The organism is uncultured Methanospirillum sp. (assembly GCF_963668415.2).
Taxonomy (GTDB): domain Archaea; phylum Halobacteriota; class Methanomicrobia; order Methanomicrobiales; family Methanospirillaceae; genus Methanospirillum.
In genome coordinates this window covers 179,649-197,175 of sequence record NZ_CAXXDL010000001.1, presented here as the reverse complement: position 1 = coordinate 197,175, position 17,527 = coordinate 179,649, and the positions used below count along the sequence as shown (strand labels likewise).

Below are 17,527 nucleotides of genomic sequence, written 5' to 3'. Positions count from 1 at the left end.
CTACTCTTCTGTTTTTCCGGTAATCAGCCTGATCTGCCTGAGTAGCATCGGAATGAAAGCCCCTGCATCACTCACAACTCCGATAGCCTGCATTGTACCCCTGTCCATCAGTTTGGTAACCGTTGACGGGTTGATATCAACGCAGATGGTTCTCACATATGCTGGGAGACAGTTTCCAACCGCGATAGAGTGAAGCATTGTCGCAATCATCAGGACCATACCTATATCGGGAACATATTTGCGCATCGCATCCTGCGCCACCCGTGCATCAGATATGACATCAGGAAGAGGGCCATCATCACGGATAGAACCTGCCAGGACGAATGGTATCCCGTTTTTTACACACTCATACATGATCCCTGATCGCACGACGCCTGTCTCAACCGCTGCACTGATCGAACCGGCCCTCATCACCTCACTTATCGCGTACAGGTGATTTTTATGACCTGCAGCAACCAGTTCTCCGGTTCTGATGTCCATACCGAGCGATGTCCCGTATAAACTGTACTCAATGTCATGAGTTGCGAGTGCATTCCCTGCAAAGAGAACATTAATGTACCCTTCTCGGACCAGTGCAGCACACGCGTCAGCAGCTCCTGTATGAATGATGGCAGGCCCTCCTACCAGCGCAACCTTTCCACCACGCTGATGAAGTTCGACCATCTCTTTTGCAATCTTTGCGATGGTCGTCTCGGTTGGACGCTCTGACGATACGCCTCCACCCATGAACTCAAATTCATTATGATCCCGGGAACGCTCTGGAGGGTGAACTGTTACTCCGAACTCTCCCATGACCACGAGATCATTCTTCCTGAGCTTATCCATGGGGGTGCAGATAGCCCGCCTCTCATCTGTTTTCACCACGATGAGGCAGTCCATCTCGATCTTTTCTACCGGGATCCACTTTTCTGCATACCTGATCTCGGTTGGATAATTTGTCGTGGAATAAAAGCCCTTTGGAACAATCCGCTCGCCTTCGGCTGGAACAAGAGTGACCTCTGCTACCTCTACGAGCCGGGCACCATGCCGGTGAAGACGGCTGATAATTCCATTAAGACGTTCGCTGGTGTCAGAACATATCCTGATCTTTGCGTAGCTCTTGTCGGTCTTCTTCTTGCCGACTTCAAACACCAGGAACTCAAAATCACCACCCATGTCGAGGATGGTATCAAGGACATTCTCAACGATTCCTGAATCGATTATGTGCCCGTCGAGTTCAATCTCACGGGAGAAACTCATGAGAGATCTTTGCTCTGCGGGCATATCATGATTCGGTCATCAGAGAAAGATGAAAGAACTTCAGGTTTTGTCCCGCCGTGATTTGAAAAATTCTTCTGCTGCTGTCAGTTCTTCTCTGGTATTGACATTGAAAACAAGTGCCGGATCATCTATCAGGAGACAGAGTTCGTCCTGCTCATCTTCAATCGAAGATCCTAAAAGAATGTTCAGACCTGCAGGAGATGCATGAGTGCCTGCTATCTCTTTGGTATAGTTTACTCTGCATCCCTGCTCTTCAAAACGGTATGCCGGGATCCAGACTGAACAGGCCGGTTTGCCCCCGGCATCATACGAGGAGAGGATCTGATCAAGATGATCCTTGCACAATCCGGGTATATCGGCACAGACGATAAGAACCGGACCCTCTTCACCGAGGATCTCAACGGCTTCAGCAATATCCTCAACATACCCTGCACCTTCTGTGCAGATTTGGTCAACTTCCCGTGTCCGGCAGTAGTTGGCAGTATACGGGGTTCGTGGTGTGGTTACAACCACCGGTTCAAATCCTGATTCTTCGAGAATGGAGATGACGTACTCAATCAGTGGTCTGTCACAGAGTCTGACAAGACCTTTCTCTCCCATCTGCAGACGTGTACCCCTGCCGCCTGCCATTATCAGCGCAAGCAAAAAGTTAGAGCCTCCAAAAGTCTGTCATTTTCTTCACGCTCTCTGACAGCCACTCTGATGCAGGTGGGAAGCCCAAATGAAGTGCAGTCCCGAACCAGTATTCCGTGGTTGAACATCGCTGCAGTGAGCCCGGCCACATCTTCCCCGGTCTCCAAAAGGACGTAGTTGGCTGATGCCTCTGATGGGGTAAGGCCGAGTCTGATCGCTTCCCTGCAGATTCGGCTCCGCTCATCTGTAATGTATCTGCGTGAACGTTCAAGATCCGGGAACTTCTCAAATGCCTGCATAGCCATCGTTTCAGCAAATACATTTACGGTCCAGGGTGGCCTCATAACCTCCATTGCGGCAATGAGTCCGGGATCCCCTATTCCATACCCGAATCTGACACCTGCCATGGAGAATGATTTCGTGAGAGAACAAAGAACAAACAGGTCAGGATCACGTATGTCAGATACGCTCTGTGCGGGGTCGGCAAGATCGATGAATGCCTCGTCAACGCAGAGAATGCCCCCTCTTGTTTTCACATCAGTGAGGTATTCAATCACCTGTTCCCGTCTGGTCAGGATGCCTGAAGGATTGTCTGGATTACACATGAATGACAGGTCAATCTGCGCACCGGTTTTTTCTGATATTTCAGCTCCTGCAAGACGGGCAGAGAGCGCATATTCTGAAAAGGTGTGTGGTGGGATCTCTGCTACACTTCCATGCTTCAAAACGGTATGACAAAGGGTCCGGATAACCTCGACTGAACCGTTTCCTACAGAGATCTCATCAGGGCTCCGGCCATGATGACGGGCGATGACCTCTTTGAGTGATATATATTGATCATCGGGATATTCCCTTATTGAATCCAGGGACACACCCCGGGTTAATTGCGGGGGCAACGGGTTAAGGCTGGCACTGAAATCGAGTGCCTCTCTATTCCTGTATTCTTCTCGTGCTGCTCCTCTGCCGCCGTGCACTGCTTTGTTCAAACCCGGGAATCTGACCGTCACTCTTCTGATCTCTGGATGTCTCCGGATAAACAGGTATTGGATTTTTAACCAGACTCAGAAAGGAAAATTTAAATAATCGCAAGTGCTAGTAAGTGTATCTCGTTGTGTCTGACTGGTGTCGCCCATATGTCTGACGTAGAGCTGACATGTGACTGACAAATGTCAGATCACTGAGGGTCACAACCATGCAACGTATCACCATCAGACTACCAGAGCAGCAGATCAGCGTGCTTGAGAAGATGGTGGATGCCGGTGAGTTCCCCACCGTCTCTGAAGCGATCAGGGATGCTGTTCGTGAGCTCATCGAGAAGCGGGCTAACCGCATTCTCTCAGACAGTGATCAACTGTCATTTTAGATTGAGGGGGATTTAAGTATGCAGAGTATCATTAATGCCGCGGTAATAAACTCCGAGCGCGAGAAAGAACTGAAATGTTCCATGCAGAACTATGAAGACGACTTTGACGGGCAGCCAAGGATCGTTATCATCGGTTGTGGTGGGGCTGGGAACAACACGATCAACCGGCTTCACAACATGGGGGTTTCGGGAGCCGAGACGATCGCGATCAACACCGATAAACAGCACCTGGACATGATCCAGTCTGACAAGCGGATTCTGATCGGAAAGAGCCTCACAAAAGGGCTCGGAGCAGGCGGGTACCCGGATGTCGGCCGCAAAGCCGCAGAAATGGCACGTCCGACACTCGAGACTCTTCTTGAATCTGTTGATCTCTGTTTTATTACCGCAGGCATGGGTGGGGGTACCGGAACCGGATCTGCACCAGTAGTCGCCCAGATTGCAAAGGATCAGGGTGCCATCTGTGTGGGAATGGTCAGTTATCCGTTTGATGTTGAGAAAGCACGACTGATCAGAGCCGAGGACGGCCTTGAAGCAATGGCAAAATCCTGTGACTCTGTTATCCTGCTTGACAACAACAGGCTCAAGAGTTTTGTTCCAAACCTCCCGTTGGCACAGTCATTCTCAGTAATGGATCAGCTGATCGGAGAGACCGTCAAGGGCATCACCGAGACAATCACCGAACCGTCCCTGATCAACATCGATTACGCTGATGTCAGAGCAATCATGAGCAAAGGTGGCGTTGCAACAATGCTCGTCGGTGAGTCCAAACAGCAGAACAAGGCTGAAAGCGTTGTTCGTGAGTGTCTCTCCAACCCGATGCTCGATATCGACTATCGTGGTGCAACCGGTGCACTGATTCATATCACCGGAGGCAGTGACCTGACGCTCATCGAGTCTGAAGAGATTGCATCATCCCTGACCTACGAACTCGATCCTCACGCTGATGTCATCTGGGGAGCCAGAATCCGCAATGATATGGAAGGCAAGGTTCGTGTGCTCGCTATCATGACCGGTGTCAAGAATGGAGATGCGATTGCTCAACCAAAGCACCCGTACCGGGTCAGGCTCGAAGAGATGGACCAGAAGATCCGCGCCCCGAAAACACCCGATGTCGGCAGAATAAAGCCCCGTATGCCCGCAGCAGCATGTGATCTTGCAAGCGGTCCCGACATCTTCTACTTTAAATAAGGGAAGAGTATTCGCAGTCTGCCAAGAACCTCACAATACTTTTCCATCTTCTTCCTAACTCTTCTCCTTGCGGTGTTTACGAAACTCTTAATTCATATCGAACCCTCTTAATGATAGAAGGTCACTAAGGTTCCCTTCACGAAGAACGATACGAAGGTCTCACCTCCCGGGGCCTTCTGGAATTGGGAGTCGAATATACGTGGATCGTGTTGCGAACAAGAACCGTTGTCGAACAGAAGATACGCTTTTTACCCGTCTGTGCGGATCTGCCAGCGTGGTTGCATCCCTGATGCAGACAGTAATTCTGATTCTGATCACTATCGCATCTACTCCATCTTGTACTCCGTATTGTTCTCGCGTAGTGTCACACCTTTCTCATGGTACCGGGATACCAGGCGTGCCTTTTTTCAGCGAGGATTGGTAAAAGATGTTGAACGAACTGATTGACAAAAGAAAAGGAACCATTGATGGTTCTGAAGATCACAAAATCAAGCGTAATGAGTTTAACGCGCAGGCAAGCCAGTTTGCCAGAGAGCGTAACACACTGAACAACCAGACCCGCGAGTGTGTTGAGGAAGCCCAGAAGCACAAAGAGCTCCGTGATCAGTTTAACAAGGAAGTTCAGGATCTCAAGGATCAGCGGAACGAGCTGAATGAGAAGGCGAATGTTCTGTTTGCTGATATTGACTCCTTCAAGAAGGATCACGGTGGCATCAAGAGCCGTGGCATCAAGGAACTTCATAAGCAGATCGAGCACATGGAGTTCAGACAGCAGACTGAAGTCTTCACGACCGAGAAGGAACGTGAACTGATCGAGAAGATCAAGCTGCTGAAAGAACAACTTCGTGAACAGGAAGCTGAGATTGAACAGAATAAAGAGGTCAAGGAAAAGATCACGACGGCGAAGGAGTACCGCCGCCAGGCCTCTGAGATTCATGAGAGGGTCACCGTGCTTGCTGAGGACGCTCAGAAGCACCATGATCTGATGGTTGAGTGCTACCGTAAGGCCGATGCATCCCGTGAGCAGGCTGACGCAGCACACAAGCAGTTTGTTGAAGCCCAGGAAGCAGCAGACAACGAACACAAGCTCTTCATCTCCTGTCAGAAGGAACTGCGGGACTACGATAAGGTGATCGGTGGTCTGCGCAAGAAGACCAAGAAGACCAAGAACACCAAGGAACAGAAGGAAGTTCGCAAGGAAGCAGAACAGGTCTTCTCCATGTTCAAGGCCGGAGAAAAACTTACCACCGAAGATCTGCTCCTCCTTCAGCGTTCTAAACTGGTCTGAATAAGACTCCCTTTCGTCTCTTTTTTGTTTTTATCATCATTCTGAAGATCTACCTATCTTCATATGACCCTGCTTATTATGTAGTATCATACTCTCTATATTCATTCAGAGTATATTGGTCATCTTTTGAAGAAAGGAACTCATTAATACCATTACTGCGAAAAACTCTTCATGGGATCTTCTCGGACTCTGGTACTCAATATCGATCGTGATGACGATATCGGGTTTAAGGCATCGATAGAGAGCCCCGTGGTCGGCAGAGAAGCCTGCCTTGATGCTGCAGTCAGGCTGGCTCTTGCAGATCCTGAAGACTCTGATGTCAACGCAATTTTCCAGACGATCTCCACGTATGACAGACTCCTGGCCGAGGGGGAAGACCCGGAGATTGCAGTTATCGGGGGAAATCATTTCAGGTTCATTGAGGGTGACCGGAAGATTGCAAAACTCGTTGATGAGGTTGTGACAGCATGCGGGGCAGATCAGTGTATCCTGGTGACCGATGGAGGAGAAGATGAGTACGTACTCCCAATCATCCAGGGTAAGGTTCGGATATCTTCGATACAGCGGGTGGTAGTCAGCCAGATGCCAAATCTGGAAGGGACTTTTTACATCCTCAAGAAACTTCTGAGCGACCCGAAGATCTCCAAACTAGTCCTGGTGCTTCCCGGCCTAACCCTTCTCCTGTATGCCATCTCCTATGCCCTGAGCAAACCTGAGGTTGCCACAATCATTATAGCGGCCGGAATCGGAGGCTATCTCCTGTACAAGGGGTTCTCGCTTGATGAGTTCATGAGGACACAAGTCACTGACATGCGGTCAACACTGTACCGGGGGCGGTTCTCATTTGTCACATATATCAGTGCATTGCTCTTTGCTGTCATCGGAGTGATGGAAGGGAGCTCTGCCCTGGCTGTCTACTGGGACGGATCAGGAATCTTTCCCATGGTGATGGTCTTTGTCTGGAGTGCTGTACTCTGGTTTACCCTTGCAGCAATCACCACATCGCTCGGAACAATCATTGACAGTTTCATGTATGAGAAGGATTCACTCAACCGGGCAGTGATTTTTTCATTCTTTCTGAGTTCTATCGGGGTCCTGGTTTTTGGAGGAGCAAGTTATATCCTCTCCACGCTGAATCTCCCGAACTTTACGGTCACTCCTGACCTTGGTGTTGCGTATATTATCCAGGGAGCAGCAGGCGGACTGATTTGTGCACTGGTTGGGATCCTCCTTCAGCATATGGTGTATCGCTGGGTAGAGGATCTTGATAATGAGAAGAGAAGTCTGGCAGTATAATTCGACAATTATATTTTTCTATAAATACGGTTTTGAGGATTTTTTTCTTTTTTCGATCTGAATATACATCACGGATATCAGGATTGTAATATATTAAAAACGGGCCATCCCCTATGAATGTATTCTATATTATCCGGGTGATATCAGATATCCACTGGCACGCATGACATCAGGCAGACAATTGTCTGACAAAAATTTTTCTTTATATGTGATCGTGATGTCTGTGTTTTGACACATGTAGGCTTTAAATTAAATATTACTCCCAAATTTATCTTTATTTTTGTTATGGATTTCATCTCATCCTCTGATAAAAAAGTCTGAAAAAAAACTCTGTGATTGTATAAATTGGCAAATCGGATTCAAAAAAATCTTTTGTCTATAAATACTTTCTATGGGTTTTTTATTTTATGATCTGAGTGAGCATCCCGGATATCAGGTTCGTAATATATTAAAAACGGGTCATCCCCTATGAATTTATTCTATATTTCAACAGTGATATCCCATCTCCATGGTGATGTACGACATCAGGCAGACAAATGTCTGACAAAAAATTTTCTTTATATATGATCGCAGGTTTTCAAAGCCCTGATATCCGCGCTTAAAATCAAAAAAAGTTGAGAAATATCAACCTATTATAAAAATACACCCGGTTTACATCAGATGTACCGGGGTTGCATCGAGAGGCGTTTCTGGGTATACATCGGTCTGTATGGTTTATCAGCGATCTCGTCCTGCACAGTTTTAATGAGTTCATCCATAGTGCATGTGATCTTGAATGGCTTGTTGGGTTCAGACTTCATCCGCACGGTTACGGTGAGATTTCCTGACTCTGCCTCGCTGTCACCGATGACAACAACATATGGTACCCAGTCCATTCCTGCTTCCCTGACCTTTTTGCCGACTGACTCCTCGCGGTCATCGTAATCAGCACGTATCCGGGCTGCCGTGAGTGTGGCTGCGATCTTTTCCGTAACAGCACCATGTCTCTCAGCAACCGGGATGACCCTGACCTGGGTTGGTGCGAGCCATGTTGGAAGATGGGCAACCTTCTGGTTTGCGGTGTTCTCAAGAATGGCACAGAAGACACGCTCAACAGATCCGGTTGGTGAACAGTGGAGAATCGGGGGGAAGACCTCGGTTCCGTCGTTGAGGTGGTATTTGATCCCAAACCGCTTTGAACTCTCAACATCGATCTGAACGGTCGGGTTCTCGATCGGGCGCTGCTGGCCATCGATTGCGGCGAGATCAATCTTTGCAATCCAGTAATGAACACGGTCTGAAAGGGTCTCAATCAGGATCGGAACCTTTGACTGAGCAACGATCTTTTTGATCCATGCCTCGTTGTTCTTGTAGAACTCTTCGGTGCATCTGAACACGGCAACAAGTTTGGTGCCGAAGTCCTCTCCGGTCTTCCATCCCATGGCAAGTTGCTCTTCAAAGCACTGCAGAGCATCGGTCATGTCCTTGCAGAGTGAGTGCATGTCAGGCATCGTGAAGGCACGAAGGCGCTTCAGACCGATAACCTCTCCCTTCTGCTCATGGCGGAACGAGTAGGTGGAGAGTTCGTACATCTTCATCGGGAGGTTATTGGGTGAGATGTGCATGTTCCGCATGATGGTGAACATTCCAAAGCATGCTGCAAACCTGAGCATCATATTGCGGTTCCCGCTCTTGAATCTGTACTGCCTCTCACCGAACTTGTCTGCATGCTCGTAGATGGCCTTGTCAGCAAGGTCGTACATCACCGGTGTCTCAACCGGACTGGCCCCATGCTCAAGTACCATAGCAAGGGCGTAGTCTGCAAGAAGGTCGCGGACAAGTTTTCCCCTAGGCATCCACCTGAGATGTCCTACATCTGATACCGGTTCGTAGTCCACGAACTCCTTTGATCTCATCAGGTCAACATGGATCGGCTCACCACCGGCCGGGACCGGGATACCTGTCTCTTTCTTGACAAGACAACCGAATGGTGAGTCATCCACGTACTCTTTGCAATCACGGATTGATCCGTCAGGAGTCATCACAAAGAACTTGTGGGTTACCGGAGACTTCTCCACCTTGACAACATCTTCTGACGGAGTGAGCGTACGTGAGAGTTCAGAGAGTGGGTGACCTTTGCATGAGACGGTGAAAGATTTGTACCAGCCGAACGGTGCACGCTTAACCTCAAATCCTGCTCCACCAAGAGCAGTCTCCATTGCCTTGAGTGCTTCGACTGCGAGATCTGGTGATGCCAGGTCACTGCTCAAATGGGCATATGGATACACCATGACCCGTCTGCACTTGGTCTGCCCTGACATCTCTTCGATAGATGCAACTGCCTGGGCAACAACATCCTCGATTCCGTCTTCATCTGGAGCCTCGACTGCGCAGAACGCAACAAGTGATTCATCAAACGAGTCTGAGGGACTGCAGGGTTCTTCAGCGAATTTTGTCTTCTTCTTCGCTTCGTATTCGATATGATCTGAATGTATCAAAAGAAGGCGCATGAATTATTCTCCGGAATCAATACCCGAATCTATTGGCGCTCATCGGCAATAAAACACCGCCTATTGTTTGTTTTCGTAATATCGTGAGAGGGTGGCCTGGCGTTGGTTCATGTATTTTGCATCATGCTTGGAGTTATACGGGCATGCAGCCCGCTCTGTGCTGTAAAAGACGAGCTGACCGATCGACATACCGGCATGAATCCTGACCGGGCGGTGGTTCACATTGCACATCTCAAGAGTGATGCTTCCCCGAAATCCTGCATCGATCCATCCCCCGGTCTGGTGGAGCTCAATTCCAAGCCGTGCGATGCTGCTCTTTCCTTCGATGCTTGCCACGATGTTATCAGGAAGTTCGATAAGTTCCATCGTCTCGGCAAGAATGAACTGGCCCGGGTGAAGAACAATGCTCTCTGCTGTCATCTCCTGCGTTTTACTGGTGACCGACTCACGGTCAAATGGATCGATGACATCATCGCTGGTCTCATACCAGGCAAAGTGATTTCCAAGTCTTATATCAAGAGAATTTGGCTGAACAAGTTCAGGATCATACGGGTCAACAGTGATAAAACCCCGTCTGATACGATCGACGATCTGCCAGTCAACAAGGATCATTACTATCGATATCGTCTGGATCGTATTTACTGTCTGTCTTTGGAATGCCGCCCTGATGTTTAATGGCATTGTCCCGGGGCATAAATCGCCACTCGGATCTGCGGAGCAGACCGTGGATGGTGGTTGCTTCCCGCCAGGTCAGGTTACATCGTCCGATGATACGCCGGATCAGGGTCATCGTAGATACACGCTTGAACATGGGATGATCCACCAGGTCCAGGTACTCGTCGATATGGGCATACAGATGGGTCATCTCTTCAGGTGACGCAAGGGCAACCTCCCCTTTCGGCATATTGGCGAGTTCGTAGCAGAGGATACCAACAGCATGGGAGAGGTTAACAATCGGGTATATCTCCGAGGATGGAATCGTACAGATGATATCAGCCCTTCTGACCTCATCGTTATTGAGCCCCCAGTTCTCCCTGCCAAAGAGGATCGATATGGTCCCGTCGATATCAGCGATCATCTCTCTCAGTTCTTTTGGTGAGTAGAATGGCATCCTGATCGGATGGCATGCCGACTGGGAGAGGGCACCGGTTGTTGCAATAACGATGTTGCTTGTGGTAAAGATCTCTTCAAGGTCTGTAATTACAGCCTGCTCAAGCACATCCTTTGCATGTGAAGCCCTTGCATACGCTTCGATTGTAAGCGGGCAGGGATTGATCATGGCAAGTTCTGTGAAACCGAAGTTCTTCATCACACGTGCTGAAAAACCAACATTTCCCTCGTATAGGGGTTCTACCAGAACAATACGGATACGTGGCATTATAAAATCCCGGAGCCCGTTCGTGGCTCCTGGAGAAAAAAATGAGGAAAGGTATTCATGCAGATTACTGAATCGCCTGAACTGTCTCGATCAGGGTCTGGACACCCTTGTCGTAGACTGCATTGCCAACGACGATGGTATCAGCATACTGGGCCATCTCGGCTGCCTTCTCTCCTGAATCAATTCCCCCGCCATAATAGAGAATCGCATTATCAACGGCACCAGCTGCTGCTTTCACGATCTCCGGGTTTCCATACGTTCCGCTGTATTCGATATAGACAACAGGAAACTGGAAGTAGTGATCAGCAACCTCAGCGTATGCTGCAACCTCAGCAGGCCCGAGGGAACAGTCAGATCCCGTAACCCGTGCAACCGAAGAGTCCGGGTTGAGGACGATGTAAGCCTCCTGGATGACCCGGTCCCACTGAACTTTATTGTGGAGTGCCCACTCTTTGTGTTTGCCTACGATCCACTGTGACTGGTTGGTGTTCATCACACTGGCGATGAAGAGGAGATCAATCCCGTCGGCTACGACAGCTTCAGGACCTGCAGGTTCAACCACCAGGGGAAGCCCGTACTCTTTGACCTGATCGCGGAGCTCCTGCATGTTCTCTTTTGTAATATTCAGGGTACCGGAGAGCATCAGGGCGTCAGTACCGCTGGTTGCTATCTCTGCCAGCTGATCCTCGGTCAGATTTTTATCGGGATCGAGTTTGGTAACATGAGCCCAGGTCTTCCATTTTGTATACATAATGATCCAGCCTTGGATTCTTCTTAAGACTCACCCTAGAAATAGAAATAGATTGCAGTTCAGACAGGGGCTGCAGCCTGGAACTGTTTTATCCTGTCTTTAGATATGCCTGATATCTTTGCAGCCTTCTCAGGAGTTGCAGCCTTGAGGGATTTGAGGTCAAAGATCCCTGCACAGTACAGCTGCTCCAGCATTGCTTCACTGACACCTTTTAGTTTCAGGAGTTCCTCACGCCCTTTCTCAAGATGCTTCTTGGTGATCTTCGCAGGAGGTTGCTGCCTGTGTGATTCAGCAATCAGGGTGATGTGCTTACCAACGGTCTCAATAGAGACCCCTGACTTCAGGCTGATGTACGTCTGATGTGTTCCAAGGAGATCTTCAGGCCCGATGAATCCGGCCTCCTGGTACTTGCGAAGTGATGCAGAAGGAATTCCGACCTCTCTGAGCTGATTCTTGCTTGTCAGCAGCACGGCCTCAGCCTTGAGAGTGTTTGCCTCTTCTTCAGTCAACCCGGCTTTCGTCAGATTCTCGACGCAGACCGTTGAGAGATCCTCAATGCTGTTGATCCCGCTGGCCGTGAATGCAGACATCACCTTGGTATGGCTGCGTCCCCGCTTTGGAGGGACGTACTGCTTCATGAACTTCTTGCATTCAGAACGCTTCTTCAGCAGCGCCAATACATCGGCCGTCTCTCTGATAAGCTGTTCAGCAATCTTCTTCGAAACTCCGATGGCCTTCACCAGGGCTTCTGGCTCCATCTTTCCGAGTTCAAACGCAGAGTAGATCTTTGCCCTGATGAGATCCTCCCTGATGACATCGGTCATGGACGGGATCATCGCGAAGATATCTTTCTGCTGGGTGATGAGCTGACAGAGCGGGCATCCCATCTCCCAGGGGCGTGTTCCCTTGGCGATGAGACTGACATGATTGAGGTGATGGATCTCACAGACCGCTTTGGTTCTGACAGCGCCTCCCCACATGGAACTCGGGAGGCTGATGTTGAAGGTGCAGTCAGGGTATCCGGTGCACCCGATGAACTGGGAGACGCCCTTGCGTCTGATGCGAAGATCTTTACCGCATATCGGGCAGGGTCCGATGGTCAGTTCCTCATCGGTCTGGTCCATGATCTCTCTCCCGATGAGTTCGCTGTTCGGCTCCAGTGCGTCGAAAACCCTGTGCAGCATGCTCCGTGAGTCTGAGACAACAAGATCGCGGGACTGCTTTTTGACCTTGATCTCCTCCATTGCTGCCTCTAGTGTACTGGTCATCTTGGGGCTGGTGATCTCTGAAGCATGCCCTTCGAGCGACTCAGTAACGGCTCTACCGACAAGTGTCGGTCTGAGTGGATTCCCCTCAATGTACTTCCTGCCAACAAGTTTCTGGATGACCTCGTGCCTGGTTGATTTTGTCCCTAGCCCGAGTTCCTCCATCACCTGGATGAGTTTACTCTGGGAGTACCGCGGTGGAGGCTGGGTCTGCTTCTCCTCAAGGTTGACAGCCTTGATAGGCAGTTCCTCACCCGGTTTTACCACCGGCAGGATCGTATCCTTGGCGTCGGAGTATGTGTACACCGTTCTCCATCCCGCCTCTTTCAGCCTGCTTCCGGTTGAAGTGTACCCCTCGGTGGATGCGGTGAGGTTGATCTTCATCGTCATCCACTCTGCATCCGGGGAGAGGGTTGCAAGGAACCGGCGCACTACCAGTTCATACACCTTCCAGTTCTCTCCTAACTGCTCAGGAGTTGCATCTCCGGCAGGGTGGATAGGCGGGTGATCGGTTGAGGACTTCTTTCCCTGAGTCGGGGTCTTGCGCCTGTTCTTCCGGACCCATGCAACCTCCTTGCTGAACTGCGTCTTTGAGAGGGTATCGAGGATCGACTCAAGGTTCAGGGAAGGCGGATAGATCGTGTTGTCTGTCCTCGGATACGAGATGTACCCGTTCATGTAGAGGTCTTCGGCGATCCGCATCGCGTTTGCCGCTGAGAGTCCAAGCCTGGCTGCTGCAACGATGAACCCTGTTGTATCAAACGGAGTTGGTGCCTTGTCAGTCCTTGTTCCCTCTTTGACATCAGTCACCTTGAGCGGCTTTTTCGTTGCAGCGTATGCGGTATCTGCCTGGTTTTTATCGGTGAACTTACCGTTGATGTGCCTGGCACTGAACTCCTCGCTGCCTTTCTCAGTGTCAAGTGATAGTTCCCAGTATGGTTCAGGTATGAATGCCTCTATCTCGCGTTCACGGTCCACGATCATCGCAAGCGTCGGGCTCTGGACCCTGCCAACCGAGAGGATGTTGTTTCCTCCACGACGTGCAGCAAGACTGATGAACCTGGTAAGTGATGCACCCCAGAGCAGATCTACAATCTGGCGGGCCTCACCTGCTGCAGCAAGATCAAAGTCGAGCTCAGAGGCATTGGAGAAGGCCTGGTTGATCTCTTCCGGCGTAATGGCAGAGAACCTTGCCCGGTCCACCTTGACCTTCTGGTTGACTGCCCGGACGAGTTCAAACGCCTCTTTACCGATGAGCTCCCCTTCTGTATCAAAATCGGTGGCTATCGTGACACGGTCAGCCTTCTTTGAAAGCTTTTGAACCAGCTTCACAATTGCCGGCTCGGTCGGGCGTTTGAGCACTCCGGCATCGATAAGTGAGCGGGGAGGATGAGTCTCGGATCGCCAGTTGGTGTATCCTTCAACAAAATCGATCTCAACCACGTGACCGCGAAGTCCGATTGTGGCAGTGTCGTTGAACTGGTAGAGGTTGACGCCACCCTCTTTCTTCTGGGATATCTTCTCCTTCCCGGCAAGTATCTGTGCGATACGATTCGCAACGATATTCTTTTCCGCAATGATCAGATGCATGATGATATCCCAGCCCTCTGCTTATGCTCCGCCCTGCATCTTGTCGAGTTCTTCCCTGAAGAGGGCGTTCAGGTGACCGGGGTCTGCCCGGCCACGACATTTTTTCATCACCTGTCCGACGAGGAAGTTCAGCGCAGGTCCCTTTCCTGCATGGTAATCTGCAACCGGCTGTGGGTTTTCTGCAATTACTTCCCTGACCATCCCTGTTATCTCGTCACCACCGGTCTTGGCAAGGCCAAGCCGCTTGACAATGGATCCAGGCATCTCCGGTTTCTCACCGTTCTTTACCTTGTCGAGAATGGTCCGCAGGATCTCAACACCGCTCTTGTCGGTGATGGTGTCAGCTTTCAGCAGTGTAATGAGTTCTTTAAAGTGTTCTGCCGGCATCGCATCGATAGAGAAGTCGCGGTAGTTGAGTTCTCCAAGCAGGTAGTCTGCTGTCCATGTTGCTGCAAGGCTGGCATCGGTCTTTGCGACCTCTTCGTAGAACTCTGCAAGTTTAAGACCACCGGTCAGGGTCCGTGCATGCTCAAGAGAGCATCCGTACTGCTGCATGAACCGTTCACGTCGTGCATCAGGCAGTTCGGGGAGAACGATGCCTTCTACCCAGTCCGAAACCTGCATCGGCATAAGATCAGGTTCAGGGAAATAGCGGTAGTCGTTCTCTTCCTCTTTGCTACGTGATGAGGTGGTGATACCCCGTGCCTCCACAAAGTGACGGGTCTCCCTGGCGACAACCTGTCCACGCCTGATAACATTCCGTTGTCTCGTGATCTCAAAGGTTAGTGCTTTCTCCACACCCTTATACGAGGAGATATTCTTGACCTCAACACGCCCTGATCCCCTGAGTGAGATGTTGGCGTCAACTCTGAGCGATCCTTCCTTCTCACTATCAAATACGTTCAGATACTCAAGGGTTGCACGGAGTTTGTTCAGGAACCGGCGTGCCTCTTTCGGTGACCTGAGATCAGGTTCGGTGACGATCTCGATCAGTGGTATTCCTGCACGGTTGTAATCGACGAGGGTGTATTTGCCACGGTCGGTGGTCCCCATGTGAACAGACCGCCCCGGGTCTTCTTCCACATGGATCCTGGTGATCCTGATGTCACGCTCCCCGTCCTCCCCTTCGATCATGAGTTTTCCCCACTCGGCGAGCGGGCGATCGTACTGGGTGATCTGGTATGCCTTGTTGAGGTCAGGGTAGAAGTAGTTCTTTCGTGAGAAGTCGCATTCCTTGAGAACAGCACAGTTCAGCGCCTTGGCAACTCTCATCGCGAATTCGATGACCTTTTTGTTGACAACCGGCATACTTCCCGGCAGACCGAGACAGACCGGACAGGTATGGGTGTTGGGCTCGTCATCCCTGAAGTCGGTTGAGCAGCCACAGAAGAGCTTGGACCTGGTATTGAGCTGACAGTGGATCTCAAGACCGATGATGACGTCGTCGTGCTCCATCAGACTGCCTCCTGTTCGTATGCAAATGCTGCATCAATAACCTTCTCGTCCTCAAAATGCCGCCCTATGAGTTGGAGTCCCACCGGCATGCCATCGACCTTACCACATGGCACCGATATTGCGGGAACACCGGCAAGGTTTGCAGGCACGGTCAGGATATCTGCCAGGTACATCTGCAGAGGATCAGACTTCTCCTTCAGCCTGAATGCAATCGAGGGCATCGTAGGTCCTGCGACAAGGTCAACATCCTTGAAGAGTCTGTTAAAGTCATCGCGTACCATCTGGCGTGCAGTCTGGGCTTTCTGATAATACCTGCCACAGTATCCTGCTGCGAGTGAGAAGGTCCCGAGAATGATCCTGCGCCTTACTTCTTTGCCGAACCGCTCCTGTCTCCGGTCAGAGAACTCTTCGTGCCAGCTCTTTCTGAGATCGCCACCTGGTCCATATCTGATTCCGTCGAACCGTGCAAGGTTGGACGAAGCTTCGCTTGTACAGATAACGTAGTACGCAGCAAGTGCATGGCTCATGGATGGCATGGAGCAGGGCACTGCCTCTGCTCCGGCTTTCTCAAGGGTGTTTACTGCGTCTCTGACCGACTCTGCAACTTTTGGATCGACACCCTCACCAAAAAATTCGGATGGAAGACCTATCCGGAGTCCTTTGATAGAAGAATCCGGTATGTGGGTGTATGGCCTGTCCAATGAGGTTGAATCACGCTTGTCGTGACCGGCTATCACCGAGAAGAGACGGGAGACACCGGTGACTTCTTTTGCCATCGGACCGATCTGTTCAAGGGAGTTTGCGTACGCGACAAGGCCATACCGGGATACTCTGCCGTAGGTGGGTTTCAGTCCGACGATCCCACAGAAGGCCGCCGGGCATCGGATAGAGCCACCGGTATCTGACCCGATTGCCATATCACAATATCTGGCTGCAACTGCTGCCGCTGATCCACCTGATGATCCTCCCGGTACCCTGCCGGGATCGCATGGGTTGAGCGTCGGGCCGAATGCACTATTCTCGGTCGTCGTCCCCATACCGAACTCGTCCATGTTTGTCTTTCCGACAATGGCTGCACCGGCTGCCTTGAGGAGGGTTACGACATGGGCATCATACGGAGGGATGTATCCTTTGAGGATCTTTGATCCACAGGTTGTTTCTACTCCGCGGGATGAGATATTGTCTTTTATTGCAACGGTTGTTCCGCTCAGCGGCCCGTCTTCGTATGATACTTCCGGGATGGTGGTGATGAAGGCATTGATTGTATCTGAAACCGAAAAGTTGAGAGTTCTGGCCACTCACATCACCCTCGGTGCTTTGAAGTATCCATCCTCTGTCTCTGCAGCGTTGCTGAGTGCTTCGTTCTGACTCAGAGATTCAGTGACCTCATCCTCTCTGAATATATTGACAAGGCCACGGTCGATGCCTGCTCCCTGGGGGAGTGCATCGAGCATCTCGAAATAGGTGAGGATATCTGAGCACTGTGATGTAAACTCTTCAAGTTCGCCGTCATCAACTCCGACATCGGCTAGTTTTGCGATCTTTCTGACGTCTTCTGATAGTACCAT

At 50.5% G+C, this 17,527-nt stretch carries 15 protein-coding genes; 4 read left to right on the top strand and 11 right to left on the bottom strand.

The window, feature by feature from the left end:
• The 3 genes from ACHZA2_RS00980 to ACHZA2_RS00970 are packed head-to-tail and all read right to left on the bottom strand — an operon-like array spanning position 1 to position 2,900.
• Complete coding sequence (locus ACHZA2_RS00980) at positions 1 to 1,239, bottom strand: TIGR00300 family protein (RefSeq protein WP_319580926.1); 1,239 nt, start codon at positions 1,237 to 1,239, stop codon at positions 1 to 3.
• Positions 1,240 to 1,299: 60 nt separating this feature from the next.
• Positions 1,300 to 1,860 (bottom strand): NTP transferase domain-containing protein, encoded by a 561-nt coding sequence (locus tag ACHZA2_RS00975; protein ID WP_319578145.1) that lies wholly within the window; start codon positions 1,858 to 1,860, stop codon positions 1,300 to 1,302.
• A gap of 32 nt (positions 1,861 to 1,892) precedes the next feature.
• Positions 1,893 to 2,900 (bottom strand): histidinol-phosphate transaminase, encoded by a 1,008-nt coding sequence (locus ACHZA2_RS00970; protein WP_319578144.1) that lies wholly within the window; start codon positions 2,898 to 2,900, stop codon positions 1,893 to 1,895.
• 185 nt (positions 2,901 to 3,085) lie between these two features.
• On the opposite strand from ACHZA2_RS00970, the gene ACHZA2_RS00965 reads away from it, so the two are divergent.
• The 4 genes from ACHZA2_RS00965 to ACHZA2_RS00950 all read left to right on the top strand — a co-directional run bounded on the left by ACHZA2_RS00965 (position 3,086) and on the right by ACHZA2_RS00950 (position 7,031).
• Entirely contained in the window at positions 3,086 to 3,256 is a 171-nt protein-coding gene (locus tag ACHZA2_RS00965) for a ribbon-helix-helix domain-containing protein (RefSeq protein WP_319540775.1), read from the top strand.
• An 18-nt stretch (positions 3,257 to 3,274) separates the two neighbouring features.
• Positions 3,275 to 4,447: a cell division protein FtsZ gene (gene ftsZ / locus ACHZA2_RS00960; protein ID WP_319540776.1), complete on the top strand. Its 1,173-nt coding sequence runs from the start codon at positions 3,275 to 3,277 to the stop codon at positions 4,445 to 4,447.
• Positions 4,448 to 4,874: 427 nt separating this feature from the next.
• Positions 4,875 to 5,735, top strand: coding sequence for a coiled-coil protein (locus tag ACHZA2_RS00955; protein ID WP_319540777.1), 861 nt, complete (start codon positions 4,875 to 4,877; stop codon positions 5,733 to 5,735).
• A 171-nt stretch (positions 5,736 to 5,906) separates the two neighbouring features.
• Positions 5,907 to 7,031, top strand: a complete 1,125-nt coding sequence (locus tag ACHZA2_RS00950) for a DUF373 family protein (RefSeq protein ID WP_319578143.1) — start codon at positions 5,907 to 5,909, stop codon at positions 7,029 to 7,031.
• Positions 7,032 to 7,687: 656 nt separating this feature from the next.
• On the opposite strand, the gene ACHZA2_RS00945 is transcribed toward ACHZA2_RS00950, so the two are convergent.
• The 8 genes from ACHZA2_RS00945 to gatC form a co-directional block, all read right to left on the bottom strand.
• On the bottom strand, positions 7,688 to 9,520 hold the full coding sequence (locus ACHZA2_RS00945; RefSeq protein ID WP_319578142.1) for a threonine--tRNA ligase: 1,833 nt from the start codon (positions 9,518 to 9,520) through the stop codon (positions 7,688 to 7,690).
• Positions 9,521 to 9,580: 60 nt separating this feature from the next.
• A complete protein-coding gene (gene dcd, locus ACHZA2_RS00940; protein ID WP_319578141.1) occupies positions 9,581 to 10,132 on the bottom strand; it encodes a dCTP deaminase in 552 nt (183 codons plus the stop codon).
• The gene (locus tag ACHZA2_RS00935; RefSeq protein WP_319578140.1) at positions 10,119 to 10,898 is read right to left on the bottom strand and encodes an RNA methyltransferase; all 780 of its coding nucleotides are present in this window, start codon (positions 10,896 to 10,898) and stop codon (positions 10,119 to 10,121) included. The genes dcd and ACHZA2_RS00935 overlap by 14 nt, the downstream gene beginning before the upstream one ends.
• A gap of 64 nt (positions 10,899 to 10,962) precedes the next feature.
• Positions 10,963 to 11,649 carry a phosphoglycerol geranylgeranyltransferase gene (locus ACHZA2_RS00930; protein WP_319540782.1) on the bottom strand — a complete coding sequence of 229 codons (687 nt, stop codon included), beginning with the start codon at positions 11,647 to 11,649 and terminating at the stop codon, positions 10,963 to 10,965.
• Between the two features lie 59 nt (positions 11,650 to 11,708).
• On the bottom strand, positions 11,709 to 14,504 hold the full coding sequence (locus ACHZA2_RS00925) for a DNA topoisomerase I (protein WP_319578139.1): 2,796 nt from the start codon (positions 14,502 to 14,504) through the stop codon (positions 11,709 to 11,711).
• 21 nt (positions 14,505 to 14,525) lie between these two features.
• On the bottom strand, positions 14,526 to 15,959 hold the full coding sequence (gene gatB, locus ACHZA2_RS00920) for an Asp-tRNA(Asn)/Glu-tRNA(Gln) amidotransferase subunit GatB (RefSeq protein ID WP_319578138.1): 1,434 nt from the start codon (positions 15,957 to 15,959) through the stop codon (positions 14,526 to 14,528).
• Positions 15,959 to 17,257 carry an Asp-tRNA(Asn)/Glu-tRNA(Gln) amidotransferase subunit GatA gene (gene gatA, locus ACHZA2_RS00915; protein WP_319578137.1) on the bottom strand — a complete coding sequence of 433 codons (1,299 nt, stop codon included), beginning with the start codon at positions 17,255 to 17,257 and terminating at the stop codon, positions 15,959 to 15,961. Before gatA ends, gatB begins: the two co-directional genes overlap by 1 nt.
• Complete coding sequence (gene gatC, locus ACHZA2_RS00910; RefSeq protein WP_319540786.1) at positions 17,258 to 17,527, bottom strand: Asp-tRNA(Asn)/Glu-tRNA(Gln) amidotransferase subunit GatC; 270 nt, start codon at positions 17,525 to 17,527, stop codon at positions 17,258 to 17,260.